We start from the raw sequence: 26,848 nt of genomic DNA, 5'->3' as shown, positions 1-26,848 counted from the left end.
CCGGCTTATTGCGGCGGCGGCGAGCGCGATCAGCCGAGGATGCCGGGCAGGTCGAGGCCCTTGTCGCGGGCGCAATCCAGCGCGATTTCATAGCCCGCGTCGGCGTGGCGCATGACGCCGGTGGCGGGATCGTTCCAGAGCACGCGTTCGAGGCGGCGGGCGGCTGCCTCCGTCCCGTCGGCGACGATGACCATGCCGGCGTGCTGGGAATAGCCCATGCCGACGCCGCCGCCGTGGTGCAGCGACACCCATGTGGCGCCGCTGGCCGTGTTGAGGAGGGCGTTGAGCAGCGGCCAGTCGGAGACGGCGTCGGTGCCGTCGCGCATGGCCTCCGTCTCGCGATTGGGGCTGGCGACGGAGCCGCTGTCGAGGTGGTCGCGGCCGATGACGACGGGTGCCTTGAGTTCGCCGCTGGCGACCATTTCGTTGAAGGCGAGGCCGAGCCGGTGGCGATCGCCCAGACCGACCCAGCAGATGCGGGCGGGGAGGCCCTGGAACCTGATCTTCTCCCGCGCCATGTCGAGCCAGCGGTGCAGCGGGGCGTTGTCGGGCAGCAGCTCCTTCACCCTGGCGTCGGTCTTGTAGATGTCTTGCGGGTCGCCCGAGAGCGCGGCCCAGCGGAAGGGGCCGATGCCGCGGCAGAAGAGCGGGCGGATGTAGGCGGGGACGAAGCCGGGGAAATCGAAGGCGTTGGTGACGCCCTCGTCTTTCGCGACCTGGCGGATGTTGTTGCCGTAATCGACGGTGGGGACGCCCGCGGACTGGAAATCGAGCATGGCGCGGACGTGGGTGGCCATCGATGCCCTGGCCGCCCGTGCGACCGCTTCGGGGTCACGCTCCCGCTTCTCGATCCATTCGGCGACTGTCCAGCCGGCGGGCAGATAGCCGTTCACCGGATCGTGGGCGCTGGTCTGGTCTGTGAGCAGATCGGGCCGGACGCCGCGACGGAACAGCTCGGGGAGGATTTCGGCGGCGTTGCCGAGCAGGCCGACGGAGGTTGGGGTTCTGGCGCCGGTGACGATCTCCATCGCGTCGTCGAGGCTGTCGGTTGCGCGGTCCAGATAGCCGGTGCGCAGGCGCATTTCGATGCGGCTTGGCTGGCATTCGATGGCGAGGCAGGAGGCGCCGGCCATCACCGCCGCCAGCGGTTGCGCGCCGCCCATGCCGCCTAGGCCCGCCGTCAGCAGCCAGCGGCCTGAGAGGTCGCCGCCATAGTGCTGGCGGCCCATTTCGACGAAGGTTTCATAGGTGCCCTGCACGATGCCCTGGGTGCCGATGTAGATCCAGCTGCCCGCCGTCATCTGGCCGTACATGGCGAGGCCGCGCCTATCGAGTTCGTTGAAATGCTCCCAGTTTGCCCATTTCGGGACGAGGTTGGAGTTGGCGATCAGCACGCGCGGGGCATCGGCGTGGGTGCGGAAGACACCTACGGGCTTGCCCGACTGGACGAGGAGGGTCTCGTCGTCGTTGAGGCGGCGGAGGGTTTCGACGATCTTGTCATAGCTTTCCCAGTCGCGCGCCGCGCGGCCGATGCCGCCATAGACGACCAGCTCCTCGGGGCGCTCTGCCACGTCGGGGTGGAGGTTGTTCATCAGCATGCGCAGGGGCGCTTCGGTGAGCCAGCTTTTCGCGGTGCGTTCCGTGCCGGTCGCCGGGCGGATGATGCGGCTGTTGTCGAGACGGGTCATGTGCTGGGCTCCGTGGCGAAGGCTAGGCAGGCGGCGAGGATGGTTTTGAGATCGGCGATGACAGGCGTTGCCGGATCGAACGGCGGCGGCCAGTTTTCCGGACCCGGTCTGGCGGGCTCGGAGAGATAGGCGCGCATCGCCAGTTCCATCTGTATCGCGTGATAGCCGTCCGCTGGGCGGCCATAGTGGCGGGTTGTCCAGCCGCCGCGGAAGCGGCCGTTCAGGACATGGGTGCGGCCGGTGGATTTCGTGGCGGCGACGACTGCGGATTCCAATGCCGGGTCGCAGGTTTCGCCGCCGTTGGTGCCGATGTTGAAGACCGGAAGTTCGCCTTCGAACAGGCGCGGGACATGGCTGATGATGCTGTGGGCGTCGTAGAGGACGACCTTGCCGTGGGCAGCGTGCAGGCGGGCCAGTTCGGCGGACAGGGCGGCGTGGTAGGGATCGAAATAGGCAGCGCGACGGCGGGCGATTTCGGCGTCGCCGGGGGTTTCGCCGCTATAGAGCGGTTCGCCATCGAAGGTGGTGCTGGGGCAGAGTTCGGTGGTGGTCTGCCCCGGATAGAGCGACGCACCGGAGGGATCGCGGTTCACGTCTATCACGCTGCGGGAAATGCGGGTGCGGACGAGGGTGGCGCCGATGTCGGCAGTGAAGGCGTAGAGCCGGTCCACCCACCAGTCGGCGTCCTTGCGGGCGAGCCAGGGCGAGACGAACTGCGCCTCGATATCGACCGGAATGTCGGTGCCGGTGTGCGGCAGGCCGATCACCAGCGGGGCGGTGCCGCGATGGATTTGCAGGAAGTCGTTCATGCGAGGGTGGGGAGATCTGCGCCGGTGGAGGCGATCAATGCGCCGGAGCGGATGAGGGCGTTGGCGGCCTCCATGTCGGGGTGGAAGTGGCGGTCGTCCTGCAGCATCGGCACCTTGGCCCGGAGGGTTGCACGGGCGTTTTCGAGGTGCTGGCTGGAGCGCAAAGGGGCGTGGAAATCGCAGCCCTGTGCGGCGGCGAGCAGCTCGATTCCGACGACGGCCTGCGCGTTTGCGGCCATCTCCAGCAGGCGGCGGCTGCCATGCGCGGCCATCGAGACATGGTCCTCCTGATTGGCGGAAGTCGGGATGGAATCGACGCTGGCGGGGGTTGCGCGCTGCTTGTTCTCGGAGACGAGGGCGGCTGCGGTCACCTGCGGAATCATGAAGCCGGAGTTGAGGCCGGGGCGGGGGGTGAGGAAGGCGGGGAGGCCGGAGAGCGCCGGATCGACCAGCATGGCGATGCGGCGCTCGGTGATGGAACCGATTTCACACAGGGCCAGCGCCAGCATGTCGGCGGCGAAGGCGACGGGTTCGGCGTGGAAATTGCCGCCGGAGAGCGCCTCGTCGGTGTCGGGGAAGATCAGCGGATTGTCGGAGACGCCGTTTGCCTCGGTGGCGAGCGTGGTGGCGGCTTGTCGCATGATATCCAGCGCTGCGCCCATCACCTGCGGCTGGCAGCGCAGGCAATAGGGGTCCTGCACGCGGGCGTCATTTTCCAGATGGCTGGCGCGGATGGCGGAGCCGGCCATCAGCCGGCGCAGCGCATCGGCCGTCTCGATCTGGCCGGGCTGGCGGCGCAGCGCGTGGATGCGCGGATCGAAGGGGGTATCGGAGCCTTTCGCCGCCTCGGTCGCGAGCGCGCCGGTGACGAGGGCGGACTGGAACAGCTGCTCGGCTTCGAACAGGCCGGCGAGCGCGTTGGCGGTGGAGAATTGCGTGCCGTTGAGGAGGGCGAGGCCTTCCTTCGGGCCGAGGGTGAGCGGCGTGAGGCCGGCGGCTTGCAGCGCGGCGGCGGCGGGGAGGCGCTGGCCGGCGACCTCCATCTCGCCGACGCCGATCATCGCCGCTGCCATGTGGGCGAGCGGGGCGAGATCGCCGCTGGCGCCTACCGAGCCTTGCGACGGCACCACGGGCGTGAGGCCGAGGCGCAGCATGGCCTGCAGCAGGGCGATGGTTTCGGGCTGCACGCCAGAGGCGCCCTGGGCGAGGCTGGCGAGCTTCAGCGCCAGCATCAGCCGGACGATGGCGGTGGGCGATGGCTGGCCGGTGCCGGCGGCGTGGCTGAGGACGATGTTGCGCTGAAGCGTGGCGAGGTCGGCGTCGCCGATGCGGAGGCTGGCGAGCTTTCCGAAGCCGGTGTTGATGCCATAGACCGGTGCGCCGCGGGCGAGGATGCGGGCGACGGCGGCAGCGCTTTCGGCGACCAGCGGCGCGCAGGCGGGATCGAGGGTGACGGCTGCGCCGCGATAGATGGCGCGCCATTGTGCCAGCCTGACGGCTCCGGGCTTTAGAATCAGGCTCACGCCAGGGTCTCCCTATCGGTTGACAGGCCGCGCCAGACGCGGGTGTGCAGCGGGTTGGCGGCAATGCGATAGACAAGCTCGGCCGGGCGCTCGACGCTCCAGATGGCGAGGTCGCAGCTCTTGCCGGGTTCCAGCGTGCCGGTTTCGCCGGCGAGGCCGAGGGCGCGGGCGGCGTTGCGGGTGACGCCGGCGAGGCATTCGTCGACCGTCAGGCGGAACAGCGTGGCGCCCATGTTCATCGCCAGCAGCAGCGAGGTGAGCGGCGAGGTGCCGGGGTTGCAGTCGGTGGCGATGGCGATGGGGACGTTGGCGGCGCGGAGCGCGTCGACGGGGGGCAGCTGCGTTTCGCGGGTGAAGTAGAAGGCCCCGGGCAGCAGCGTGGCGACGGTGCCGGCGCGGGCCATGGCGGCGATTCCGTCGGCGTCGAGATGTTCGAGATGGTCGGCGGAGAGAGCGCCTGCCTTGGCGGCGAGTTGCGCGCCGTGGAGGTTGGAGAGTTGTTCGGCGTGGAGCTTTACCGGCAGGCCCAGGTGGCGGGCGGCGTCGAACACGCGCGCGGTCTGGGCGGGGGTGAAGCCGATCCCTTCGCAGAAGGCATCGACGGCGTCGACGAGGCCGGCGTTGGCGGCGGCGGGCAGCATGTCGGTGCAGACGGCGTCGATATAGGCGTCGCTGTTTCCGGCATATTCGGGCGGCAGGGCGTGGGCGGCGAGGAAGGTGGTTCGGACACGGACCTGGCGGGCTTCGCCGAGCGCCCGGGCAGCGCGTAGCATCTTCATTTCGGCGTCGCGGGTGAGGCCGTAGCCGGACTTGATCTCGATGGTGGTGACGCCCTCTGCGAGGAGGGCGTCGAGGCGCGGCAAGGCGCTATCGACCAGTTCGGCCTCGGTGGCGGCGCGGGTGGCGCGCATGGTGGAGACGATGCCGCCGCCGGCGCGGGCAATTTCCTCGTAGGAGGCGCCCGCCAGCCGCAGTTCGAACTCGTGCGCGCGGTTGCCGGCGTGGACGAGATGGGTGTGGCAGTCGATTAGGCCTGGAGTGATCCAGCGGCCCTCGCAGGCGATGGTCTCGGCAGCCTCAAAGGCGGGCGCGTCGGCTGCCGGACCGGCGTAGAGGATGCGACCCTCCGCTGCAGCGATGACGCCGCCCTCGACGATGGCATGCTTGGCGAAGTGGGGGCCTTCGCCCGCCATCGTCGCCAGCCGCGCATCTTTCCAGAGCCTGTCGCACCGCATGTCCGAATCTCCCGAGGGGGCCAGGATTGCACTGTTATCTGATAATGTATAGACATAATTGCGGAGGCAGCGAACGATGACTCGAAAATCCCTGCATTTTACGCAGATGCTGCAGCCGGGCGGCTGGGCGGATAACGTTCGGATCGGGCTGGCCGATGGCCTGATCGCTTCCGTGGAAAGCGGGGTGTCGGCAGCAGCCGCGGACGAGCGGCATGGCGCGGCGCTGCCCGGCCTGCCGAACCTGCACAGCCATGCCTTTCAACGCGGCATGGCCGGGCTGGCGGAAGTGCGGGGGCCTTCGGATGACAGCTTCTGGACCTGGCGGGAGACGATGTATCGCTTTGTCGAGCGGCTGACGCCGGACGACCTGCAGGTGATTGCGGCGCTGGCCTATGTGGAGATGCTGGAGAGCGGCTTCACGCGGGTGGGCGAGTTTCATTACCTGCACCACGACCGTGATGGGCGGGCGTTTGCCGACCCGGCGGAGATGAGCGGGGCGATCGTCGCGGCGGCGGGCGAGAGTGGAATCGCGCTGACGCACCTGCCGGTTTTCTATGCGCATTCGGGTTTTGGCGGGCTTGCGCCGGGCGAGGGGCAGCGGCGGTTTATCCATGATGTCAGCGGATTTGCGGCGATGCTGGAGCGGTTGCGTCCGTTGCTGGCGGGGTTGCCGGATGCCGTGCTGGGGGTGGCGCCGCACAGCCTGCGGGCAGTGACGCCGGACGAGCTGGCGGCGGTGGCGGGATTGGTGGACGGGCCGGTGCATATCCATATTGCCGAGCAGGTGAAGGAAGTGGCGGATTGCCTCGCCTGGAGCGGGGCGCGGCCGGTGGAGTGGCTGCTGGCGCATGCGCCCGTCGACCGACGCTGGTGCCTGGTGCATGCGACGCATCTGGTGGACGCGGAAGTGCGTGGGCTGGCTGCCAGCGGGGCCGTTGCCGGGCTCTGCCCGATTACCGAGGCGAATCTGGGGGACGGGTTGTTTCCGTCGGCTGCGTTTCTGGCGGCGGGCGGGGTGTTCGGGGTCGGGTCTGACTCCAATGTGCTGATCGATGCGACGGAGGAGCTGCGGCTGCTGGAATATGGGCAGCGGCTGGCGGGACGGGCGCGGAACGTGATGGCGCCGGCGGGTGGATCGACTGGCGGCGCCTTATGGCGCGGGGCTGTGGCTGGCGGGGCTCGGGCATTGGGGGCTGTCGAGGGGCTGGCTGTGGGGGCTCCGGCGGATTTCGTGACGCTGGATCTGGCGCATCCGTCGCTGGTGGGGCGGTCTGGCGATGCGTTGCTGGACGGGTTGGTGTTTGCGGCCGGGCGGGGCGGGATCGACGGGGTTTGGCGGCGGGGCCGGCGGTTGGTGGAGAAGGGGCGGCATGTGGAGCGGGAGCGGATTGCGGCCCGCTATCGGCGGGTTTTGGCGGGGTTGCTGGGTTGAAGCCGCTGAACGAGCGGATCCGGCTGGATATCGAGGGGCGGATCATGTCTGGGGCCTGGGAGGCGGGGCGACGCATTCCGGCCGAGCATGAGCTGATGGCCGAATATGGCTGTTCGCGCATGACGGTGAGCAAGGCGATTTCGGCGCTTGCGGCGCGGGGGCTGGTGGAGCGGCGGAAGCGGGCGGGAAGCTTTGTGGCGGCGCCGCGGGTGCATCGGGCGACATTGGAGATTCCGGATATTTCGGCCGAGATCGAGGGGCTGGGGCAGGCCTATCGGCTGAACATTCTGGAGCGGGCGGAGCGGGTTGCCTCTGCGGAGGACAGGGATTTGCTGGCGGTTGCCGGTGGGGCGGTTCTGGCCCTGGATTGCCTGCATCTGGCGGATGGATCGCCGTTTGCGGTGGAGGCGCGGCTGATCAATCTGGCCATTGTGCCGGAGGCGCGGGAGGTGGATTTTTCGGTGGAGAGCCCGGGGCGGTGGTTGCTGGGGCATGTGCCGTGGACGGATGCGCGGCACCGGATTTCCGCCGTTGCGGCCTGTGGGCGGGTGGCCGGCTTGCTGGGTCTGGCGGTGGGGACGCCTTGCCTGTGTGTGGAGCGGTGGACCTGGCGGACGGCCGAGCGGATTACCTATGTGCGGCAGACGCATGCCGCGGGGCATGCGCTGACGGCGCGCTTTGTGGCCTAGCTGTGGTCTGGCGGCGCATATGCGGGCGGCTCGCAGGATGGCTATCGTCCGCTCCGGGACAATCGGTTCTGGATCGGCGGTGGTTCCGGGAACGCGAGTCACGCTGTCCCCGGAACTAGCTGTGCTGGAATTATTGTAGTGGGGGCAAGTGCCATTCACCCCGCATTGCGGCTTCCGAGGGGCCGTAGATGCGGCCGACCAGGCTGTATGGCCCCAGCGGCGCAGGCAGCCAGTTGGACTCATTCTCGGCGCCGGGCGATTCATGGCTCACATAGATGGTGAGCGAGCCGTCCGCGCCCATCTTCAGGCCCTTGGTGCGGTCGCCGATGGAGTAGCGGTTGATCGCATTGTCGTAGAGGAAACGGTCCGGCAGCGTATAGAGTGTGGCAGACCAGAAGAACTTGGCCTCGGGCAGCGTTCCCGGGGCAAAGTGAATCTTCGACGGCTTCGTGCCGTCGCCGATATAGCCGCCATACCAGGCTTCCTCGATGGAATTGCCGTAAAGGCCCATCGCGGCGGCAACCGCGCGTTTCATATAGTCGTTGCCGTTTTCCTGCCGTGTGCCGAACAGGCCGTTGGAGCCCTTGGTCACATCGACGACCTTTTCCAGCGAAGCGGCGGCATCCGCCACGCCGGCATCGATTGCGGCCAGCAGCGCTGGATCGACCTTTGCTGCGTCCCAGGCCCGGCCCGGCCCGATGCCGATGTCTTCGAAGCGCTTGCGCAGATCGATTTCGCTTGGATCTGCCGGCTGGGCGAACTGCAGGAGAAAATTGAGGTAGGCGATGAAATCATGGCCACGGGCGCGGGCGGCATCATACTTGGGAAAATCGATTGCCGGTGCGGCCGGGGGCGCGGCCTTGCCGAGAAAGGCGCTGAGCGGCTGCAGCTTCATGCCCGCCTGCACGGCTTTTACCGCGGGGACGTCGTCCGGGCCATCCAGCTGCGTGCGGGTGAGCGTGCCGACGATGTCGGTTTCGGCGTGGAAGGCCTGGGTGATGCCGGCGGGAACTTCGCCCTTCCAGCCCGGCCCTGCGAAGAGGAAGTGGCCGGCGCCGTTGCCGGTCGCGCGGGAGCCGACATAGGCGAAATTATAGGTGAAGAGGTCGACCCACTGGCTGACATAGTAGCGGCCGGCGGGCACATCGGGGACGCTGAGAACCCAGGGTTCGGCGCGGAGGTCGAGCCAGGCCCAGCTATAGGGCGTGTCGTTGTTGGGGGTGACGACGTCGTGGTTCTTTGCCGTGAAAGGCTCGGAATAATGGCGATAGCGGCCAAAGCCCCCGACATATTCGGGGGCGCTCGAATCCACCGCCTGCTTGTACCAGGTGTTGTAGTTCTCGATCATCGGAAACGCGTATATCCAGGCTTCTGCGGCAATCGCGCGGGCCTGCTCTGAGCTGATTTTTGTCATGGGAGTCTCCTTGATTGTCAGGCGAGATCTACGCTTGGCGATTCCCAGCTTCCGTCGAGCAGTTCGGGCTTGGGCAGATAGTAGCGCAGCGCCAGCATGAACGGCCCATCCGGCGCCGGAAGCCAGTTCGCCTCCCTGTCGGCACCGGGGGAATCCTTCTGGATATATATCGTCAGGCCGCCATCGGCATCGCGTGTGAGGTCGGGCAGCATCGGGGCGTTTATCAGGTAGCGGTCGATCGGGTTGGCGACCAGCAGCTGATCGGGGAGATTGTACATGGTAAGCGACCAGAAGGCGTTGACCGGCGGAAACTTGCCGGCGGCGAAGCGCAGGGTGTAGCGGCCCTTGCTGCCATCCAGAGGCTTGCCGCTGCTGTCGGTCTCCAGGATGGGATAGAGCGCTTCATCGCGGGAGTTGGCGCCGATGCCCATCTGTGCGCCCACCGCGCGGGCGACATAGTCATTGTGGAGATACGCACGGGTTCCGAACAGCGTGTCCATCTTGCCCTTCTGGGCTTCGCGACGGTCGTCGATGCGCTTTTGCCCGTCCGCCATGCCGGCTTCCAGCGCGGCGCGGAATTCCGGTGTGCGCGTGGCGGCATCGAAGTGCTTGCCCGGTATGATTCCGATCGACTCGAAGCTGGCGCGAAGTTCGGCCTCGCTGGGATGGGTGGGTGCGAAGGGGAGCAGGAACGCCAGGATGTCGAAGAACTCCAGCGACGTTCGCATCGGCTTGGGCATGAGCGGTTTGGGCCAGTCGATAGACGGTGCGGCCGGGGGTGGCGCCTTCCCAAGAAAGGCCGATAGCGGCTGCACCTTGTATTGGGCCTGGATCGCCTTCACATTTTCGAGGTCGGCGGGATTGAACAGCTGGGTGCGGCCGACGACGTTCACCATCTGCGTTTCGGAGCGGATCACCTTGGTGATGCCTGCCGGCGCGTCCCCCTTCCAGTCGGGGCCGGCAATCAGGAAGTTCCCGCCGCCATTCCCCGTTGTGCGGGTGCCGATATAGTCGAAATTGAAGGTGTAGAGATCCATCAGCTGGAAGACGAAATAGCGACCATCCTCCATGGGCGGGATGCTGATGACGATCGGCTCCGCCCTGAGATCGAGGCCGGCAAAGCTGTAGGGCGTATCGGAATTGGGGGTGACGAACGCCCGGTCTTCGGGCGTGAAAACGCGCGCGATGTTGAGGATGGAGTTGAACGGCCCCTTATATTCCCTGCCGCCCTTGTCGACCGAAAATGCATACATGGTGAGATACATATCGACCATCGGAAAGCCGAAGACATAGGCTTCGGAGGCGATCTTGCGTACCTGAGGAAGATCGGTGGCGAGGGATTCCGGCATGTGCTCGCTCCAGATATTGGTGTTGTCTCGGAGCATAGAACGAGCTTCAAGCGTTAACCATAACCGAATTGATTCATCTGTAAGCCGATCCGTCAGAGGCTCGTTTCGCTACGGGCGGCGCACGACCAGCGGTTTGCCGGTGTAGGTGATTGGGGTGCCTGTTGCCGGGCTGTCCAGACCCACGCCTTCTCCCATCCAGCGCACCACGATCTGGCGGGTGGGTTGCATGTTTTTCCAGCTGCCGGTGCGGGGGCCTATGGTTAGCGTGCCTGTGCTGTCGTCGTAGCTGAGGGGGATGCGGCTGTAGCTGCCTTTTTCGAAGGCGTGGGTTTTGCCGTCGTCTTCGTAGAGGCTGAACTGGCCGTTGGCTCCGGGGTAGACGAGGAGGGTGAGGGGGGCGTCGGGTTTTTCGTCTACGTACTGGGTGACGGGGCCGGTGGGGATGATGCTGCCGGCGCGGACGTGGACGGGGAGTTTTTCGGCGGGGGCCGCTACCTGGACGGTCTGGCCGCCTTTCAGGCGTTGGCCGGTGTCGAGATCATACCAGTCGGTGCCGGCGGGGAGGTAGACCGGCCGGGTGCGTTGCTTGAAGACGGTGACGGGGGTGATCATCAGTTCGCGGCCGAAGAGATACTGGTCGCCGATGGATTTTACCTGTGGATCGGCGGGGAAATCCATGACGAGGCCGCGCATCAGGCTGCCGCCGTTGTAGTGGGTTTCGGCGGCGAGGGAATAGATCCAGGGCATCAGCCGGTAGCGGAGTTCGGTGTAGTGGACCATCGCGGCGCGCATGGGCGAGCCTTCGGGGGAGATGTTGTAGATCTCGCGGTAGGGGGCTTCGCCGTGGCTGCGGAAGAGGGGGGTGAAGGCGCCGAACTGGAACCAGCGGAGGTTGAGCTCGCGCCATTCGTCGAGGTGGGCCGGGTCTTGCCTGGTGAAGCGGTCTTCGAGGGCGAAGCCGCCGATGTCGTGGGTCCAGTTGGGGACGCCGGACATGGAGGCGTTGATGCCGGCGGGGATCTGTTCGCGCAGATCATCCCAGCGGGAGGCGATGTCGCCTGACCAGATGGCGGAGCCGGTGCGCTGGATGCCGCCGAAGCCGGAGCGGGTGAGGATGAAGGGGCGGGTGTTTGGCGTGAAGCGGCGCTGGCCCTGATAGACGTTGGTGGCGTTGGGGACGGAGTAGCTGTTGTAGAGCGAGGCGCCGGACTGGCCGGGGATGGGGCCGGAGGGGTTGGGGCCCATGATCCAGCCGCGTTCCTCTGGCGAGAGGTTGGAGTGCATGTCGGGTTCGGAGGCGTCGAGCCACCAGGCGTCTACGCCGAGCTTTGCCAGGCGTTCCTGCATCTGGCGCCAGAAGAGGCGCTTTCCGGCTGGGCTGTAGGGATCGTAGAAGCTGTTGAGGTAGCCGGGGCCGACCCAGTCCTTGTTTCCCATTTCGATGTTGCGGGTGTACATGGCGCCGGCCTTGTCCAGCTCCTTGAAATTGGCCGTGGTGGGGTAGAATTTCGGCCAGACGGAGATCATGAAATTGGCGTTGAGCGCGTGCACTTCGTTGAGCATCGCCTGCGGATCGGGGAAGCGTTTGGCGTCGAACTCGTGGCTGCCCCAGTTGGGGTCTTCCCAATAGCGCCAGTCGAGGACGATATTGTCGAGCGGGATGTTGAGCTTGCGGTAGGTTTTGACGACGTCGACGATTTCGGCGCTGGTGTTGTAGCGCTGGCGGCTTTGCCAGAAGCCATAGGCCCATTTGGGGAGGAGGGTGGCCTGCCCGGTGAGCTGGCGGTAGCCGGCGATGACGCCGTCCATGTCCTTGCCGGCGACGACGTAATAATCGACCGCCTGCGCGAGTTCGGAGGTGAGGGTCAGGGCGTGGCGCTCGTCTTCGGGTTGGGGGGCGCTGTGGTGGAGCGAGATGTAGCCGGCGTTGGGCTCCCATTCGATGCGGATTTCGACGGGCTTGCCTGCCGTCATCTGCAGGTCGAAATTATGATACCAGGGGTGCCAGTTCTGGCGCCAGCGGTCCATGACGAGTTTGCCGTCGGCGTAGAGCTTGAAGTAGCTGGAGCCGTAGAGGCGGAAGCGGTGGAGGCCGGAAGTGGCCGGGGTGACGCGGCCGCTCCATTCGACGCGCTGGGTTTGCACGGCGTTGCCGGCGGTGTTCTGGCCGCCTTCGGCGGCGACGGTCTGCGCCCTGGCGGCGGCGGGCCAGTTCCTCAGGTCGCGGATGTGCTGGTAGTTGATGCTGCGCTCGCTCTGCTGAACGGCGAGCTTGTCGTTGAGATAGTAGCGGGCGGTCCAGCCGGGGCTGCCGTCGACGCCCTCGACGGCGAGGCTGGTGGGGGCTTCGCCGGCGAGATCATAGGGCTTGGGGTTGCCGAAGCGGCTGATCGAGTTGTTGTCCCACAGCAGGCCGTAGTTGCGGGTGGAGACGACGAAGGGGATGGCGATGACGAAGTTGTATTGGGCGAGTTCGACGTCTTCGCCATTGTAGTTGAACTGGCCGTTCTGGTGCTGGCCGAGGCCGTAGAAGCCTTCGTCGGTGCCCTTGTTGAAGCGCTGGGTGATGCGGAGGAACGGCATGCCTTCGCTGCTGGTGGGGGTGAACTGGGCTTGTTGCGCTTCGGTGAGGATGGGCTGGCCTGCCGCGTCGGTGAAGCTGACATTGCCGTCTGACAGGCGGACGGTGGCGGTCAGCGCCGGGGTGGAGAGGGTGACCTGGCCGTTGGCTTCAGTGGTGGTGAAGCCTGAGGTTGCGGGCTTGGCGATGACCTGGATGCTGGGGGGGAGCTTCGGGTCGGGGCGGTCGCTTTCGATGACGCGGATGAGGCCGTTGCCATAGACCTTCAGCTCGACGCGCTTTTCGGAGCCGGTGGTGGGCTGGACGACGAGTCCGGTGGGGGTTTTCTGCCAGGCGGCGAAGGCGGGGGATGCGAGGGCGGTGGCCAGCAGGAGGGTTGCGAATTTCATGTGTCTCTCCGGTTCAGCGGATGCTGGCGAGGGTTACGCGCAGGACTTGCTGCGCGCCGGTGAAGTTGAGGCCGTAGTCGGTCTGGTCGCCGTTCCAGAGGCGTTCGAAGACCCATTTGCCGTCGACATAATGGCCCTCCTCGACGCGGTTGAAGAGGAGCTGGTCCTTGCCCGGGTTGGTGAGGGCGAATTCGATGCGGGCGTTGAAGCCGGTGACCAGATATTCGTCGGGGCCGAGCTGGGCGACCGCGAGGCCGCCGGAGGGCCATTCATTGCCCCTGGGCGCGTCCATGCCGAATTGCGGGCGGCCGAAGGTGACGGTGGCCTTGTATTTGCCGAGGTCCATCGTCTGGGTGTGTTTCGCAGCCGGGTCGGTGGGTTCGGCTACGCCCCAGACCTTGCCCTCGGCCGCGGCCTTGGCCCAGACGCCCTGCATCGGGGCGAAGAGCTGGTAGGTGCGGCCGAAGGCGGCGAGCGTTTCCTCGCTGATCTTCGGCGCGCCCAGCGGGAAGTTGGAATAGCCGGTGGCGTCCATGCCGAAGGGGGAAAAGCCGATGGCGTTCTTGCCCAGCGTGGCGAAGAAATAGCGGGCATATTCCTTTCCGTTGCCGGTTTCGGCGACGAACAGGGGGTTATCCGGCCGGGCATAGTGGCGCAGGAATTCGAGATAGGCCTTGTGGTCGGGGTTGTAGATGTCGGGCGAGACCCAGTCGATGTGCGGGGCCGATGCCTTCCAGACGTCGATGACGGCATGGGACGGGCCGCCGGAGGCGAATGTGTTCGGGTCCTGCCAGCCGAACGGATCGCTTTGCAGCGCGGCGTTGGCATACATGGGGAGCGGCTTCACCGCCTTGCCGGCGGCGGCCACGGCATCGATGTAGCTGGCGACGGCCCAGCTGTGGAAATAGAGCTCGGCGTCGCGGCCGAAGAGCTTGGTCCAGTTGCCGGGGCCCTTCCTGAAATATGTGCGCACAGCCTCGGGAACAGGCGCTGCAAACAGCCGGTTCGCCTCCGGGCTGTAGTCGCGGGCGCTGCGATAGGTGCCGGCCTCGTTCTGCACCTGCACGACGATGACGGTGTTTTGCGGATCATTCGCCTTCAGATGCTGCATCAGCTTCACGAAGGCGCGCTTGTCGGCCTCCAGTGTCGATCTGGCGAAGGGGGACAGCGCGTAGTGGGTTTCGCCTTTCGCATCGAGCATCCGCGGGAAGCGCTTGTTGTCGAGCTTTACCCAGGCCGGGGTGTAGTTGGGGCTGGTGTTCTTCCAGGTGGCGAACCAGAGCAGGATCAGGCGCTTGTCGTTGGCGCGGGCCTCCTTCAGCAGCTGGTCGAGGAAGCTGAAATCGAACTTGCCCTCGGTCGGTTCGATCTGTTCCCAGGCGATCGGCACCTGCACGGTGTTGGCGTGCAACTGGTTCACCACCGGCCAGACCTTGGGGAGAGCGGCGGGCCAGGCGCTGCTGTTGTTCACCTGCGCGCCAAGCACGAGGAACGGCTGGCCGTCGACGAGGAGGGCGTGATTGCCGTTCTTCGTTTCCAGCCGGGGGAGTTCGGCGGAGAGGGCGGGGGCCGCCAGAAGAGCGGCTGCGAACGCCAGGCTACCAAACCGCATCGAGTTCCTTTCCGGGTGTGAGTTGAGGCGCCCGGCAGTGGGCGTCGATCCATTGCGATTGCGTGGGCATGGCTTGGGCGGCGCTGGCGACTGCGCCGCGCATGCCGGTGAGGATACGGTCCAGTTCGGTGGGGCGGCGGTCGTCTGCCAGCGGGTCGTGGCCGATGGGGTCTATGCCCTGCCCCAGCAATACCGCGAGCCAGCTTGCCTCCTGAAAGACGTCCAGCTCGCGCGGGAGCAGCCGGCCGGAGAGGCGGAACATCTCGATCTTGTCGGCCAGCGTATCGGGGATCTGCATCTCGCGGCAGCTGCGCCAGAAATCGGAGTCCGTGCGCTCGTTGGCCCTATAGTGGAGGACGAGGAAGTCGCGGACGCGCTCGAACTCGATCACGGTCTGGCGGTTGTATTCAGCCGCGATGCGCGGATCGAAACGGGCGTCTGGGAACCAGTGCAGCAGGCGGGTGATGCCCGACTGAATGAGGTGGATGCTGGTCGATTCCAGCGGCTCCAGAAAGCCCGAGGCGAGGCCCAGCGCGATGCAGTTGCCGTGCCAGAAGCTGTCGCGGCGGCCGGTGGTGAAGCGGAGCGGGCGGGGATCGTCGAGCGGCTGGCTGTCGAGGTTTGCGAGCAGGGTGGCGGCTGCCTCGTCGTCGGAGAGATGGGCACTGGAATAGACGATGCCGTTGCCGGTGCGGTGCTGCAGCGGGATGCGCCATTGCCAGCCGGCCTTATGCGCGGTGGAGCGGGTGAAGGGCGTGGTTTCCGGCACCTTGCCGCTGGGGACGGCGAGTGCCCGGTTGCAGGGGAGGTAGCGCGTCCAGTCGTGATAGGGGACGCCGAGTGCTTCGCCGAGAAGGAGCGAGCGGAAGCCGGTGCAATCGAGGAACAGGTCCCCGGCCAGGCGGCCGCCGTCGTCGAGCTCGAGGGCGGCGATGTGGCCGTTTTCGGGGTTCAGCTCGACATGGGCGATCTTGCCTTCGCGGCGCAGGACGCCGCGTTCGGTGGCGACGGAGCGCAGGTGCCGGGCATAGAGCGCGGCGTCGAAATGGAAGGCGTAGGAGAAGGTGGAGAAGATCGAGCGTGGATCGTCGCCGGGGCGCTGGAAGCGGCCGAGCATGGCCGCCTGCGTGGTAAGGGAATAGGCGGCAAACGGGCTTGGGTCGCCAAGCTGGCGGGCGCGGAGCCAATGCTGGTGAAAGGGGGCGGCGCCGAAATCGTCGCCATAGCGGCCGAAGGGGTGGAAGTAGCGGTGGCCCTGGTTCAGCCAGCCGACGAACTCGATTCCGAGCTTGAAGGTGGCCTGCGTTGCCTTGACGAATTCGTCTTCGGCGAGGCCGATCAGGCCGTTGAACAGGTGGATGGGCGGGATGCTGGCCTCGCCGACGCCGACGATGCCGATCTCGTCGGATTCGACGAGCGTGATGCGGACGCCGGGGACGAGGGTGGCGAGCGCGGCGGCGGCCATCCAGCCGGCGCTGCCGCCGCCGGCGATGACGATCTGGCGGACGGGCTCAGCGCTCATGCGGCTTCGCCGAGGCTGTCGGGGGCGGCGCAATGGCGGCGGATATAGGCGGCGTGCAGGGGGAGTGAGTCTGCGAGGTGGGCGATGTCGCGGCGGCGGTTGGCCAGCGTGCGGGCGATCAGGCTGGGGTCGGCGCTGCTGGCGCTGGTGTGTGGGACGATACCATTGCCGAGGAGGATCGAGACCCAGCTGGGTTCGCGGTAGCTTTCCTGTTCGAGCAGCGGGATTTCGGCCTGGGCCTTCCATGCTTCCAGCTTGGCGCTGAGGGTGTCCGGGAGGGCCATGTTGGCGACGTGGCGCCAGAGCGGCTCGGGCCGTTGGCTGGGGCTGTAGTGGAGGATCAGGAAGTCGCGGACGCGCTCATACTCGTTGATGGTTTCGCGGTTGAAGCGGTCGGCCAGTTCGGGCGCGAAGTTGCGGTCGGGGAAGAGTTCGGTGAGGCGGAAGAGCGAGGTCTGGATGAGCTGGATGCTGGTCGATTCGAGCGGCTCCAGGAAGCCGCCCGAGAGGCCGATGGCGACGACGTTGCGGTTCCAGAACCGGCGGCGGCGGCCGGTGGTGAAGCGCAGGATCCGGGTTTCGGCGAGCGGTTCGCCCGCGATCCCGGCGAGCAGGACGTCGCGGGCGCGGTCGTCTGTGGTGAAGGCGCTGGAATAGACGTGGCCGTTGCCCTCGCGGTGCTGGAGGGGGATGCGCCACTGCCAGCCGGCCTCCTTGGCGGTGGAGAGGGTGGCGGATGGCGGCGGGCCGGCGCGGCTGGTGGGGACGACGACGGCGCGGTCTACCGGGAGCCAGTGGGTCCAGTCTTCGTAGCCGGTCTGGAGGGCCTGTTCGATGAGGAGGCCGGCGAAACCGGAGCAGTCGAGGAAGAGGTCGGCGGCGAGGGTGCGGCCGTCGGCAAGGGTGACGCTGGCGACGTGGCCCGTCCGGGGGTCGAGCGCGGTGCTGGTGAGGCGGCCTTCGATGCGGGTTACGCCGCGGTTTTCTGCGTAGGTGCGCAGGTAGCGGGCATAGAGGGCGGCGTCGAAGTGGAAGGCATAGGCATAGTCTGCCGCCAGTTGCCGGCTGTCTGCGGCGGGCGGCGCGAAGCGGCCGCGGGCGGCGATGGCGGCGGAGAGTGACAGCTCGTCGATGGGAAAGGGCTGGCCGGCGGCGAGCCAGTGGTGGTGCGGCGAGAGGCCGTCGATGGCGGCGCCATGGTCGCCGAAGCCGTGGAAGAAATGATTGCCGACATGGCCCCAGTCGCGGAAGCCGATGCCGAGCTTGAAGCTGCCGTTGGTGGCGGCGACGAATTCATTTTCGTTGAGGCCCAGCGCGGCGTTGAACTGGTGCAGCAGGGGGACGGTGGCTTCGCCGACGCCGACGGTGCCGATCTCCTCGGATTCGAGGAGGGTGATCCGGGTATCTGTTCCCTTGAGGAAGCGGGCGAGGAGCGCGGCGCTCATCCATCCGGCGGTGCCGCCGCCGACGATGAGGACCTTGGCGATGGGGTGGTCGGACATGCGCTTATCCATCTCCCGAAAAGCGGACAGCCGGGGGAGGCCCGGCTGTCCAGGGTTCGGGGTGGGTATCAGAATAGCAGGTTGGCACGGAAGGCGATGCGCCGATCGGTATCCGTCCAGCTGTAGCGCGGGTGCAGATCGGTGCCGCCGACATCGAGGTAGGTGCGGGCGTTGAGCAGGTTGGTGATCTGGATGCCGGCCTTCAGATTCTTGGTGAACTGATATTGCAGCGAGCCGTCGAGCTGGCCGAAATCCTCGAACCAGACCGGGGCGTTGAGGTTCGCCGCCGACGTGGTGAGCAGGTATTTCGAGCGCCAGTTGTAGGCGAGGCGGGCGGAAATGCCGAACATTTCATACATGCCGGCGAGGTTGAAGCTGTGCTTCGACATGCCTTCGAGCGGCAGCGGGCGATCGGCGTTCACGATCTGGTTGGGATCGAGCGAGTTGACGGCGAGGTTGGAGCCGCCGGTGGAGTCGACGAAGGTGTAGTTGGCCTGGATGCCGATGCCGGCCCAGCCGCCGGGCAGGAAATCGGCGAACTGCTGGGCGGCGAGTTCGAAGCCCTTCACCTTGCCGCTGGGGCCGTTCATGTTGCGGGTGACGTCGAAGGTGACCGTCTGGCCGTTGTTGGTGAAGGATTCCTGGGCGACGCCTGCATAGACGAAGTCCTTGATGTCCTTGTAGAACAGCGCGATCGTGAGGCTGTTCGAGGCGCCGTGATACCATTCGGCGCTGAAGTCGATCTGGGTGGCGATCGTCGGCTTCAGATAGGGGTTGCCGCCGGTGCCCGTGCGGGCGGCGACGGCTGGCGGTGTGCCATCGCTGTTGAAGTTGAAGCTGAGCGAGTTGAACGGCACCATCTGCGCGAAGTTCGGACGGACCATCGCCTGGCCGATGGCGAAGCGGAGCTGCACCTCGTCGGTTGCGAAATAGCGGAAGTTGAAGGTGGGCAGCCAGTTTTCGTACTTGTTCTTGTAGCTCTGGTCGTCGAGCCGGATGCCGCCGCCGCCGCCGGTGAAGGCGACGGCTTCTGCCAGAGGCTGGCAGGCGGCCGGGTTGCCCGGGTGCGCGGCGATGCAGGCAGGCAGGCTGTTGGTCACCGGGTTCACGATCAGCGTGCCGGTGGCGGTGTTGTCGGTGCGGACGTAGCGGATGCCGATGTTGCCGTCGAAAGTGCCCCTTTCGCCGGAATCCGGCGAGCCGAAGCGCAGCAGCGCATAGGCGGCCTTGGTTTCCTCGGCCTGGTTGGTGATGCCGCCGGTGACATTGTCGGCGCCGCCGGTTGCCGTTTCGTAGCTGGCCGGCGTGAGCGGCGACCAGCCCCAGCCGGCGCTCAGCGTGCTCTTCAGATAGTCATAGGCGGCGACATTGTTGTGGACGAGATCCGGGGTGCCGAACCAGCCGGCAGTCGGGACGGCGATCTTGCCGCGGAAGAAGTTGTTGTAGTTGAACAGCTCGACCTGATTAGGGAGGTCGCCGTTTGGCGGATTGCCCTGTTCGTCGAGGAATACCGCATTGGGGCCGCCGCCCCACTGCTGCTGGCTGAGCAGGGCCCAGTTCCAGCCGGTCTGGCGGGTGATCGAGTTCTTCTGGGTGAAGCGGACGCCGGCCTTCAGCGACTTCAGGAAACCGCCCTCGTCGAAGCGGTAGTCGATGTCGGCGCGCTGCGCCCAGGAACCGGCCTCGTTATCCTCGATATGGTCCATCGCGGCGGCCCACCAGTAGTTGGACTTGTCCGCGAGCGGAGCGCCGGCTTCGGTCACCGTCATGCTGGGGGAGTTGCCGCCGGTTTCCCAGCTGATCGTCGGGCGGGCGCCGTTGTAGAAGCCCTCCTTGACGCCGAACTGGGTGAAGGAGGTCATCGAGAGGATCTTGGCGGTGGAATGCACGCGCTGGACATCCGCCGAGATCGTGAATCGATCGCTGATATCGTAGGACCAGTTGATCGAATAATCCTGGGTAACCTTGTCCTGCTTGCCATAGCGGGTGTTGAAGGTAAGCGGCTCGGCGGTCAGTTCGCCCTCCACCAGCACGTTGCGATCGTCGAACTTGTAGTTCGGGTTGGTCATGCTGGCCGGATTGGTGACGCTGCCCACGGCATTCTCGATGTCGCGCGGGGTGGCCTTGGCGTAGACGCCTTCGAAGGTGAAGGTCATTTCCGGGATCGGGCGCACCTGCACGACGCCGTTCAGGGCGACGCGGCGCTGATCCCAGTCGATGCGGCGGAAGCCGACGGAGTTGGGCATATAGTAGGTGGTGCCGGCGACCATGTTGGGTGTGGCGTTGGTGGCATTCGGCGTCAGCGGCTCGTAGCGGCCGAGCTGGATGGAATCGGTGCGGTTGCCTATGTTGTTGATGCTGCCGGAGAAGAGGATACCGAATTCGCCGCCGGAGACATCCCACTTGTTGGAATAGAGGGCGTTGCCGGAGAACCAGCCCTTTCCGCGCAGGTCGCCATAATTGTAGTCGCCGGAGAGGGCGATGATCTGGCCCCTTTCCGAAAGCGGCTTGCGGGTGCGCAGGTTGACGACGCCGCCGACGCCGCCCTCGATCATGTCGGCGGACGGGTTCTTGTAGACGTCCACCCCGGCGACGAGATCGGCGGAAATATCCTCAAAGCTGAGCGAACGGCCGTTGGAGGCGGAGAAGGTATCGCGGCCGTTGAGCTCGGAGCGGACCCAGGAGAGGCCGCGCACGAAGATGCCGCCGCCTTCAGCGGCCAATCGGGCCGGATCGCGGTTTTCGTTGGTGCGTTGCAGGGTGACGCCGGGGATGCGCTGCAGGGCTTCGGACACGGAGCGGTCCGGCAGCGAGCCGATATCGGACGCGGTCACCGAATCGACGATGACCTCGGCGTTCTTCTTGATGTTGCGGGCGTTGGTGGCGGCGGCGCGCAGGCCGGTGACGACGATTTCCTCGCCGTCGCCCGGAGAAGCCGGGGCATCTGCCGCGGCGGCGACGCCGGGCGCCGTTTGCGCGTGGGCCGGAAGGGCAAGCAGCGAGACAGCCATCACGCAGATGGAAGCGCCCGACAGCAACAGGCGGGTGCCGCCGCCCGAAGCCCCGGATGCGACTGTGGTATCCCGATCGAAACTGGCCATTATCCACTCCCCTTGACGCCTTTGCGGCGCATCAACATTGATTTCGGTGCCGGATCCGACGCGCCCCCTTGGGGGTGGCCCGACCATCCGGACGCAGTTTCATTCCGCATTTTTTCGTTAGCGACCGACCGCAGATACACCGGCGGAATCAGCCACCACCACTCCGAATGATAGCGCTACCGTTTTGAACGGTGACTGTAAACAGGTTTATCGTATAAATCATTTCTGCCGGTTGGTGTGGCCGCCTTGCATCAGTGCCTTCCGGGCAATCGTCGCCTGTCGGGCGATTGCCATGGTTCGCTGCAATATCAGACAATAGGCCGCTTCAGGCCTGGCGGAGATTGTCCCAGGCGGTGCGGAAATCGGCGGCGTTTGTCGCGACCTCCGATGGCTCCAGACCGGGGCGGAACAGCGCCGAGCCGAGGCCGAAGCCGGCGGCGCCTGCAGCCAGCCATGGCGCCATGTTGGCGGGGGTGATTCCACCCACCGGCAGGACGCGGGTGGCGGTGGGGAGGACGGCGCGCATCGCCTTCAGCACGGCTGGCGACGCTGCCTCTGCCGGGAACAGCTTCAGCGCGGTGGCACCAGCGCGCAGTGCCGCGAAGGCTTCGCTGGGGGTGGCGATGCCGGGGATGCCGATGAGCTGGCGGCTGGCGGCTTCGGCGATGACGGCCGGGTTGCAATCGGGCGAGATGATGAGGCTGCCGCCGGCCGATTGCACGCGGGCGACATCGGCCGGATCGAGGACGGTGCCGGCGCCGAGGACTGCGGCGGTGCCGAGACGGCTGGACAGCCGTTCGATGCTGTCGAGGGGGCGCGGCGAATTCAGCGGCACCTCGATCAGGGTGAAGCCGGATTCGACCAGCGTGTCGCCGATTGCATCTGCCGTTTCGGGGGTGAGGCCGCGCAGGATGGCGACGAGCGGGAACCGGGCGAAGGCTTGCTCGAAGGTCATGGCTGCAGTTCCCGGATGCCGGCGAGGAAGGCGGTTTCGCTGTCGACCTGTGTGGTGCTGCCGCCAAGCACTTCGATGGCGGTGGCATAGAGCGTTGAAAGCGGCGGGTTTGCGAGCAGGTGGACATGTGCGCCGCTGGGCATTTGCGCTGCGACTTCGGCGCCGATGAGCAGGCCGGAAGCATAGGAGGCGGCATCCGAATCCGGCGCGAGGCCCAGCACGCTGCGGGCGCGGATGGAGAAGAGGCTGGCGGCCAGATCGCGGCGGGCGCCCTCTGCCACACCGCTGAGGAAGGCCGTGCCGGGGGTGGCGTCTTGCCCGGCGAGCTGGCGGGCGAGCAGGCTGTGCTGGCGCAGCAGGGCGTAGAGCTCGCCGGTCATCGCGGTGGTGAAATCGGCTATGCGGCCGCCCTCCAGCCTAGCCCATTTGCTGTGGGTGCCTGGTTGCACCACGAGGGCATCCGGCGGCACCAGGCCGGCTGCAACGGCGCCGAGGACCTGCACTTCCTCGCCGCGCATGATGTCTGCCGCTGCCGCCACGCCGGGGACGATGGCGGTGCGGGTGTCGACATGGAGCAGCCGCGCCCGAAGGTCGGCGAGGCCGGCCGGCAGCGGTGCATAGGGCGCTTCTCGCCAGCCGACGGTGGAACCGGCCATGCCGGCGATACGGACGGGAAGGTCGCCGAGCCGGGCGCGGATCGCGGCGAGCTCGGCGGGATAATCCTGTGGCTTCAGCTGGCCGGCGCCCTTGCCGTCGCGTTCGGTGGCGGTGATGTCGCCGCCTTCGAGGCGCCAGACCCTGCGGTTGCTGGTGCCCCAGTCGATGGCGAGGAAGGCGCCGCCGCTTACCACCAGCTGGCGTAGAGGGCGATGAGGATCGCCACGACCGCGAGCGCCGCGACGTTGAAGCTGGTCGGCGTTGCGGTGGACACCCCCCTGGTGACGATGCGGTTGGTCGCCGCCGGTTGCGGGCGCGCCAGCGAGACGATGACGGCGAGCGCCAGTGCAGCGAAGAAGACGATGGCCATCCGATCGATGAAGGGGATTTCCGGCGCCAGGAACTTCAGCAGCAGCGAGCCGCCGAACGAAACGACCGCGGCGGTAAGGGCGCCGGCCTCTGTGGCGCGCGGCCAGAACAGGCCGAGCAGGAAGATGACGACGATGCCCGGCGTGAAGAAGCCGGTATATTCCTGGATGTACTGGAAGGCCTGGTCGAAGCTGCCCAACAGTGGCCGGGCGGTGACGATGGCGAGCAGGATCGCGACCGCGGCGGCGGTACGGCCGACGGTGACGAGGCGATGCTCGGAGACGTCCTGGCGCTGGGCGCCCCCTTTTTGCGCATAGAGATCGAGCGTGAAGATGGTGGCGATGGAGTTGATCTTGGAGGCGGTCGACGCGATGATCGCCGCCACCAGCGCTGCGAAGACGAGGCCGAGCAGGCCGGGCGGCAGCAGGCGCATCATCGTGGGATAGGCTTGATCGGGGCGCTCCAGATTCGGTGCGAGCACGACGGCGGCAATTCCGGGCAGGACGATGATGACCGGCATCAGCAGTTTCAGGAAGGCAGCGAAGACGATGCCCTTCTGCGCTTCCGCCAGCGATTTCGCGGCGAGCGCGCGCTGGATGATATACTGGTTGAAGCCCCAGTAGCTGAGGTTGGCGATCCACATGCCGCCGATGACGACCGATAGGCCGGGGAGATCGCGATAGAAGGGATGGTCCCTGGAGAGGATCATGTCGAAGTGGCCGGGCTGCAGTTCGGTAAGGCGGTGGAAGCCGGCGATGATGCCCTGCCCGCCGCTGATTTCGTTGAGCGTGAGGCCGGAGACGATGAGGCCGCCGAGCACCAGCAGCGTCACCTGCACGATGTCGGTCATGGCGACGGCCTTCAGCCCGCCCCAGAGCTGGTAGAGGAGGGCGAAGAGGCCGAGGCCGATGAGGGCGATGGTCTGGTCGAGGCCGGTGACGCCGGAGACGGCGATGGAGCCGAGCCAGATGATCGAGGTGAGGTTCACGAAGATGTAGAGGCCGAGCCAGAACACCGCCATCAGCGTGCGGATGCGCGGGCCATATCGTTCGTTCAGGAACTGCGGCATGGTGTGAATGTCGTTGGCGAGGAAGATCGGCAGGAACCATTTGCCGACGATCAGCAGCGTGGCGGCGGCCATCCATTCATAGGAGGCGATGGCGAGGCCGATGGCATAGCCGGAGCCGGACATGCCGACGATCTGCTCGGCGGAGATGTTGGCGGCGATGAGCGAGGCGCCGATGGCCCACCAGGGCAACGCCTTGGACGCGAGGAAGTAATCGGTGCTGTTGCGTTCGTGGCCGGCCTTTTCGCGGGACACCCATTGGGCGAGCGCGAAGATGCCGATGGCGTAGGCGGCGACGACGACCAGATCGATTGTGGCAAGACCCACGGACACTTCCCCTCCCGGCGGGGCGCATTTTTGCGCTTGCGCTTGTCGATTGATTTATACGACAAAACGATGGAGTAAAGAGAGATCGGCGCGGCCCACGCGATATTGCCCGCCGGCTGCAAGGGAGAGCATGCCGAACAACGCCAACGCGAACGGAGGGGAAGGCCTGGGCCGCAACCTGACGCATGGCATGCTGGACGTGCTGGGGCGGGCGATCGTGACCGGGCGCTATGAAGCGCGGCCTTTCCCGACCGAGGCGGAGATTGCGAAGGCGCACGGCGTCAGCCGCTCGGTGACGCGGGAAGCCGTGAAGATGCTGACCGCCAAGGGGCTGGTGAGCGCGCGGCCGCGGCAGGGCACGATCGTGCAGCCGCCCGCCGCCTGGAACCTGTTTGACAGCGATGTGCTGCGCTGGATCCTGGAGCGGAAATTCTCCGTCGAACTGTTGCGGCATTTCAACGAGCTGAGGATCGCCATCGAGCCGGAGGCGGCTTCGCTGGCGGCGCGGTACCATGAGCCGGCCGACCTGGAGCGGATCCGCGAGGGGCTGGCGCGGATGGAGGCGGCCGAGCGCGGGCTGGACGATACGCTGGAGGCGGACATCGCCTTTCATGTGGCGGTGCTGCAGGCGTCGCAGAACCCCTTCTACAACCAGTTCCGGCAGATGGTGGCGACGGCTTTGAAGACCTCGATCCGCTTTACCAACCGGATCAAGGGACGGTCGGCGAGCGTTGCCGATCATGGCGCGGTGGCGGAGGCGATTGCGCAGGGCGATCCGGAAGCGGCGCGGGCGGCGATGCGGGGGATCATCGGCGATGTGCTGGAACTGATCGACGAGGCCGCCGATGTGCCGGGGGTGGAGCCCTAATGGCTGTCGCGCGGTAGGCCCTTTTCGGCGAGGCGCTGATATTTGACGGCGTTTTCCAGCACGGCGCCGGTTTCGAACTGGCCGACGAGGTTGCGGTGGATTTCCTGCCAGGGCGTCTGCGAGGCCGGGATGTAGCTGTCGTCGATGCGGCGGCTGGCGAGTTCGGCTTCGCTGACGAGGAGGTCGACGCGGCGCTTGCCGAGGTCGACGCGGACGCGGTCGCCGCTGCGGATCAGGCTGAGGCCGCCGCCGACGGCCGCTTCGGGGGAGGCGTTGAGGATAGACGGGCTGCCGCTGGTGCCGGACTGGCGGCCGTCGCCGAGGCAGGGGAGCGCGTGGACGCCGGCGCGGATGAGGGCGGCGGGCGGGCGCATGTTCACCACTTCGGCGCCGCCCGGATAGCCGACCGGGCCGGCGCCGCGCATGATGAGGATGCTGTTTTCGTCGATGCCCAGCGAGGGATCGTCGATGCGGGCATGATAATCTTCGGGGCCGTCGAAGACGAAGGCGGTGGCCTCAAAGGCGTCCGGATCGTCCGGGTTGCTGAGATAGGCGGCGCGGTATTGCGGGGTGATGACGCTGCGCTTCATGACGGCGCTGTCGAAGAGGTTGCCCGAGAGGATGGTGAGGCCGGCCTTTTCCATCAGCGGATCGGCGAACGGGCGGATGACGCGGGCGTCCTGCGTGCGGTCGGCCTCGACGTTTTCGGCGACTGACTTGCCGTTGGCGGTGAGGGCGGAGCCATCCAGCAGGCCGGCGGCGAGGAGTTCGCCCATGACCGCCGGGACGCCGCCGGCGCGGTAGAAATCCTCGCCCAGATATTCGCCCGCCGGCTGCATGTTGACCAGCAGCGGGATGTCGGCGCCGTGGCTTTCCCAATCGGCGAGCGTGAGTTCGACCCCGATGTGGCGGGCGATGGCGTTCAGGTGGATCGGCGCGTTGGTGGAGCCGCCGATGGCCGAGTTGACCCGGATCGCGTTGAGGAAGGCAGCGCGGGTGAGGATGTCGGACGGGCGGCGGTTGGTTTCCACCATTTCCACGATCTGACGGCCGGTTTCCCAGGCGCATTGCTGGCGGTCGCGGTGCGGGGCGGGGATGGCGGCGGAGCCGGGTAGCGACATGCCAAGCGCCTCGGTGAGCGCGTTCATCGTCGTCGCCGTGCCCATGGTGTTGCAGAAGCCGGTGGAGGGGGCCGAGGAGGCGACGAGGGCGATGAAGCCCTTGTAGTCGATCTCGCCGGCAGCGAGCATTTCGCGTGCCTTCCAGATGATGGTGCCGGAGCCCGTGCGCTCGCCCTTGAAATGGCCGTTGAGCATGGGGCCTACGGACAGCGCGATGGCCGGGATGTTCATGGTGGCGGCCGCCATCAGGCAGGCGGGCGTGGTCTTGTCGCAGCCGATGGTGAGGACGACGCCGTCGATCGGATAGCCGTGCAGCAGCTCTACGAGGCCGAGATAGGCGAGGTTGCGATCGAGGCCGGCGGTGGGGCGCTTGCCGGTTTCCTGGATCGGGTGGACGGGGAATTCGATGGCGATGCCGCCGGCTTCGCGGATGCCCTGCTTCACGCGATCTGCCAGCACGATGTGGTGGCGGTTGCAGGGGGCGAGGTCGGAGCCGGTCTGGGCGATGCCGATGATGGGGCGGCCGGATTGCAGTTCTTCGAGGCTGAGGCCGTAGTTCAGGTAGCGCTCTATGTAGAGCGCGGTCATGTCGGGGTTTTCGGGGTTGTCGAACCAGGCGCGGGAGCGGAGTGGCGGGCG

General features: G+C 66.7%; 18 protein-coding genes. 3 read left to right on the top strand and 15 right to left on the bottom strand.

Translation table 11 applies throughout. From position 1 onward, the window contains the following. Window positions 1-29 precede the first annotated feature (29 nt). The 4 genes from hutU to hutI are packed head-to-tail and all read right to left on the bottom strand — an operon-like array spanning window position 30 to window position 5,255. Window positions 30-1,688, bottom strand: coding sequence for a urocanate hydratase (gene hutU / locus IM784_RS10190; RefSeq protein WP_199555220.1), 1,659 nt, complete (start codon window positions 1,686-1,688; stop codon window positions 30-32). Beyond that, entirely contained in the window at window positions 1,685-2,497 is an 813-nt protein-coding gene (gene hutG, locus IM784_RS10185; protein WP_199555219.1) for an N-formylglutamate deformylase, read from the bottom strand. The genes hutU and hutG overlap by 4 nt, the downstream gene beginning before the upstream one ends. Continuing rightward, entirely contained in the window at window positions 2,494-4,020 is a 1,527-nt protein-coding gene (gene hutH, locus IM784_RS10180) for a histidine ammonia-lyase (RefSeq protein ID WP_199555218.1), read from the bottom strand. Before hutH ends, hutG begins: the two co-directional genes overlap by 4 nt. After that, a complete protein-coding gene (gene hutI / locus IM784_RS10175; RefSeq protein WP_199555217.1) occupies window positions 4,017-5,255 on the bottom strand; it encodes an imidazolonepropionase in 1,239 nt (412 codons plus the stop codon). The genes hutH and hutI overlap by 4 nt, the downstream gene beginning before the upstream one ends. Window positions 5,256-5,331: 76 nt before the next feature. Here hutI and IM784_RS10170 point away from each other — a divergent pair, with 76 nt between their 5' ends. Next, complete coding sequence (locus tag IM784_RS10170) at window positions 5,332-6,687, top strand: formimidoylglutamate deiminase (RefSeq protein ID WP_199555216.1); 1,356 nt, start codon at window positions 5,332-5,334, stop codon at window positions 6,685-6,687. Beyond that, a complete protein-coding gene (locus IM784_RS10165) occupies window positions 6,684-7,376 on the top strand; it encodes a UTRA domain-containing protein (protein ID WP_199555215.1) in 693 nt (230 codons plus the stop codon). The genes IM784_RS10170 and IM784_RS10165 overlap by 4 nt, the downstream gene beginning before the upstream one ends. Before the next feature lie 130 nt (window positions 7,377-7,506). On the opposite strand, the gene IM784_RS10160 is transcribed toward IM784_RS10165, so the two are convergent. The 10 genes from IM784_RS10160 to IM784_RS10115 all read right to left on the bottom strand — a co-directional run bounded on the left by IM784_RS10160 (window position 7,507) and on the right by IM784_RS10115 (window position 24,220). Then, complete coding sequence (locus tag IM784_RS10160) at window positions 7,507-8,790, bottom strand: DUF1254 domain-containing protein (RefSeq protein ID WP_199555214.1); 1,284 nt, start codon at window positions 8,788-8,790, stop codon at window positions 7,507-7,509. Window positions 8,791-8,807: 17 nt separating this feature from the next. Next, complete coding sequence (locus IM784_RS10155; RefSeq protein ID WP_199555213.1) at window positions 8,808-10,175, bottom strand: DUF1254 domain-containing protein; 1,368 nt, start codon at window positions 10,173-10,175, stop codon at window positions 8,808-8,810. A 72-nt stretch (window positions 10,176-10,247) separates the two neighbouring features. After that, entirely contained in the window at window positions 10,248-13,109 is a 2,862-nt protein-coding gene (locus tag IM784_RS10150) for a glycoside hydrolase family 31 protein (RefSeq protein WP_199555212.1), read from the bottom strand. 13 nt (window positions 13,110-13,122) lie between these two features. Beyond that, window positions 13,123-14,721, bottom strand: coding sequence for a DUF5597 domain-containing protein (locus IM784_RS10145; RefSeq protein WP_199555211.1), 1,599 nt, complete (start codon window positions 14,719-14,721; stop codon window positions 13,123-13,125). Continuing rightward, window positions 14,708-16,243, bottom strand: coding sequence for a tryptophan halogenase family protein (locus IM784_RS10140; RefSeq protein WP_199555210.1), 1,536 nt, complete (start codon window positions 16,241-16,243; stop codon window positions 14,708-14,710). Before IM784_RS10140 ends, IM784_RS10145 begins: the two co-directional genes overlap by 14 nt. Further along, complete coding sequence (locus IM784_RS10135) at window positions 16,240-17,745, bottom strand: tryptophan halogenase family protein (protein ID WP_199555209.1); 1,506 nt, start codon at window positions 17,743-17,745, stop codon at window positions 16,240-16,242. Before IM784_RS10135 ends, IM784_RS10140 begins: the two co-directional genes overlap by 4 nt. A 68-nt stretch (window positions 17,746-17,813) precedes the next feature. Beyond that, window positions 17,814-20,846, bottom strand: a complete 3,033-nt coding sequence (locus IM784_RS10130) for a TonB-dependent receptor (protein WP_235976954.1) — start codon at window positions 20,844-20,846, stop codon at window positions 17,814-17,816. Between the two features lie 325 nt (window positions 20,847-21,171). Beyond that, window positions 21,172-21,801 (bottom strand): 2-dehydro-3-deoxy-6-phosphogalactonate aldolase, encoded by a 630-nt coding sequence (locus IM784_RS10125; protein WP_199555208.1) that lies wholly within the window; start codon window positions 21,799-21,801, stop codon window positions 21,172-21,174. Then, the gene (locus IM784_RS10120) at window positions 21,798-22,652 is read right to left on the bottom strand and encodes a 2-dehydro-3-deoxygalactonokinase (RefSeq protein WP_328799506.1); all 855 of its coding nucleotides are present in this window, start codon (window positions 22,650-22,652) and stop codon (window positions 21,798-21,800) included. The genes IM784_RS10125 and IM784_RS10120 overlap by 4 nt, the downstream gene beginning before the upstream one ends. Then, the gene (locus IM784_RS10115; protein ID WP_199555207.1) at window positions 22,646-24,220 is read right to left on the bottom strand and encodes a sodium/sugar symporter; all 1,575 of its coding nucleotides are present in this window, start codon (window positions 24,218-24,220) and stop codon (window positions 22,646-22,648) included. Before IM784_RS10115 ends, IM784_RS10120 begins: the two co-directional genes overlap by 7 nt. 130 nt (window positions 24,221-24,350) lie before the next feature. Here IM784_RS10115 and IM784_RS10110 point away from each other — a divergent pair, with 130 nt between their 5' ends. Continuing rightward, window positions 24,351-25,088 carry a FadR/GntR family transcriptional regulator gene (locus IM784_RS10110; protein WP_199555206.1) on the top strand — a complete coding sequence of 246 codons (738 nt, stop codon included), beginning with the start codon at window positions 24,351-24,353 and terminating at the stop codon, window positions 25,086-25,088. Here the strand turns inward: IM784_RS10110 and IM784_RS10105 are convergent. Next, a complete protein-coding gene (locus IM784_RS10105; protein ID WP_235977029.1) occupies window positions 25,085-26,797 on the bottom strand; it encodes an IlvD/Edd family dehydratase in 1,713 nt (570 codons plus the stop codon). The genes IM784_RS10110 and IM784_RS10105 overlap by 4 nt on opposite strands. Window positions 26,798-26,848 lie beyond the last annotated feature (51 nt).

It is taken from the genome of Sandaracinobacteroides hominis (assembly GCF_016464365.1).
Taxonomy (GTDB): Bacteria; Pseudomonadota; Alphaproteobacteria; order Sphingomonadales; family Sphingomonadaceae; genus Sandaracinobacteroides; species Sandaracinobacteroides hominis.
Note: the sequence above shows the minus strand (reverse complement) of the source record. Positions and strands in the feature narration are given on the sequence as shown.

What these genes read in the sequence shown, in the direction of transcription:
- hutU (WP_199555220.1), bottom strand. Translation starts at nt 1,688, where the DNA reads ATGACCCGTCTCGACAACAGCCGCATCATCCGCCCGGCGACCGGCACG.
- hutG (WP_199555219.1), bottom strand. Translation starts at nt 2,497, where the DNA reads ATGAACGACTTCCTGCAAATCCATCGCGGCACCGCCCCGCTGGTGATC.
- hutI (WP_199555217.1), bottom strand. Translation starts at nt 5,255, where the DNA reads ATGCGGTGCGACAGGCTCTGGAAAGATGCGCGGCTGGCGACGATGGCG.
- IM784_RS10170 (WP_199555216.1), top strand. Translation starts at nt 5,332, where the DNA reads ATGACTCGAAAATCCCTGCATTTTACGCAGATGCTGCAGCCGGGCGGC.
- IM784_RS10160 (WP_199555214.1), bottom strand. Translation starts at nt 8,790, where the DNA reads ATGACAAAAATCAGCTCAGAGCAGGCCCGCGCGATTGCCGCAGAAGCC.
- IM784_RS10155 (WP_199555213.1), bottom strand. Translation starts at nt 10,175, where the DNA reads ATGCTCCGAGACAACACCAATATCTGGAGCGAGCACATGCCGGAATCC.
- IM784_RS10150 (WP_199555212.1), bottom strand. Translation starts at nt 13,109, where the DNA reads ATGAAATTCGCAACCCTCCTGCTGGCCACCGCCCTCGCATCCCCCGCC.
- IM784_RS10145 (WP_199555211.1), bottom strand. Translation starts at nt 14,721, where the DNA reads ATGCGGTTTGGTAGCCTGGCGTTCGCAGCCGCTCTTCTGGCGGCCCCC.
- IM784_RS10140 (WP_199555210.1), bottom strand. Translation starts at nt 16,243, where the DNA reads ATGAGCGCTGAGCCCGTCCGCCAGATCGTCATCGCCGGCGGCGGCAGC.
- IM784_RS10135 (WP_199555209.1), bottom strand. Translation starts at nt 17,745, where the DNA reads ATGTCCGACCACCCCATCGCCAAGGTCCTCATCGTCGGCGGCGGCACC.
- IM784_RS10130 (WP_235976954.1), bottom strand. Translation starts at nt 20,846, where the DNA reads ATGGCCAGTTTCGATCGGGATACCACAGTCGCATCCGGGGCTTCGGGC.
- IM784_RS10125 (WP_199555208.1), bottom strand. Translation starts at nt 21,801, where the DNA reads ATGACCTTCGAGCAAGCCTTCGCCCGGTTCCCGCTCGTCGCCATCCTG.
- IM784_RS10110 (WP_199555206.1), top strand. Translation starts at nt 24,351, where the DNA reads ATGCCGAACAACGCCAACGCGAACGGAGGGGAAGGCCTGGGCCGCAAC.
- IM784_RS10105 (WP_235977029.1), bottom strand. Translation starts at nt 26,797, where the DNA reads ATGACCGCGCTCTACATAGAGCGCTACCTGAACTACGGCCTCAGCCTC.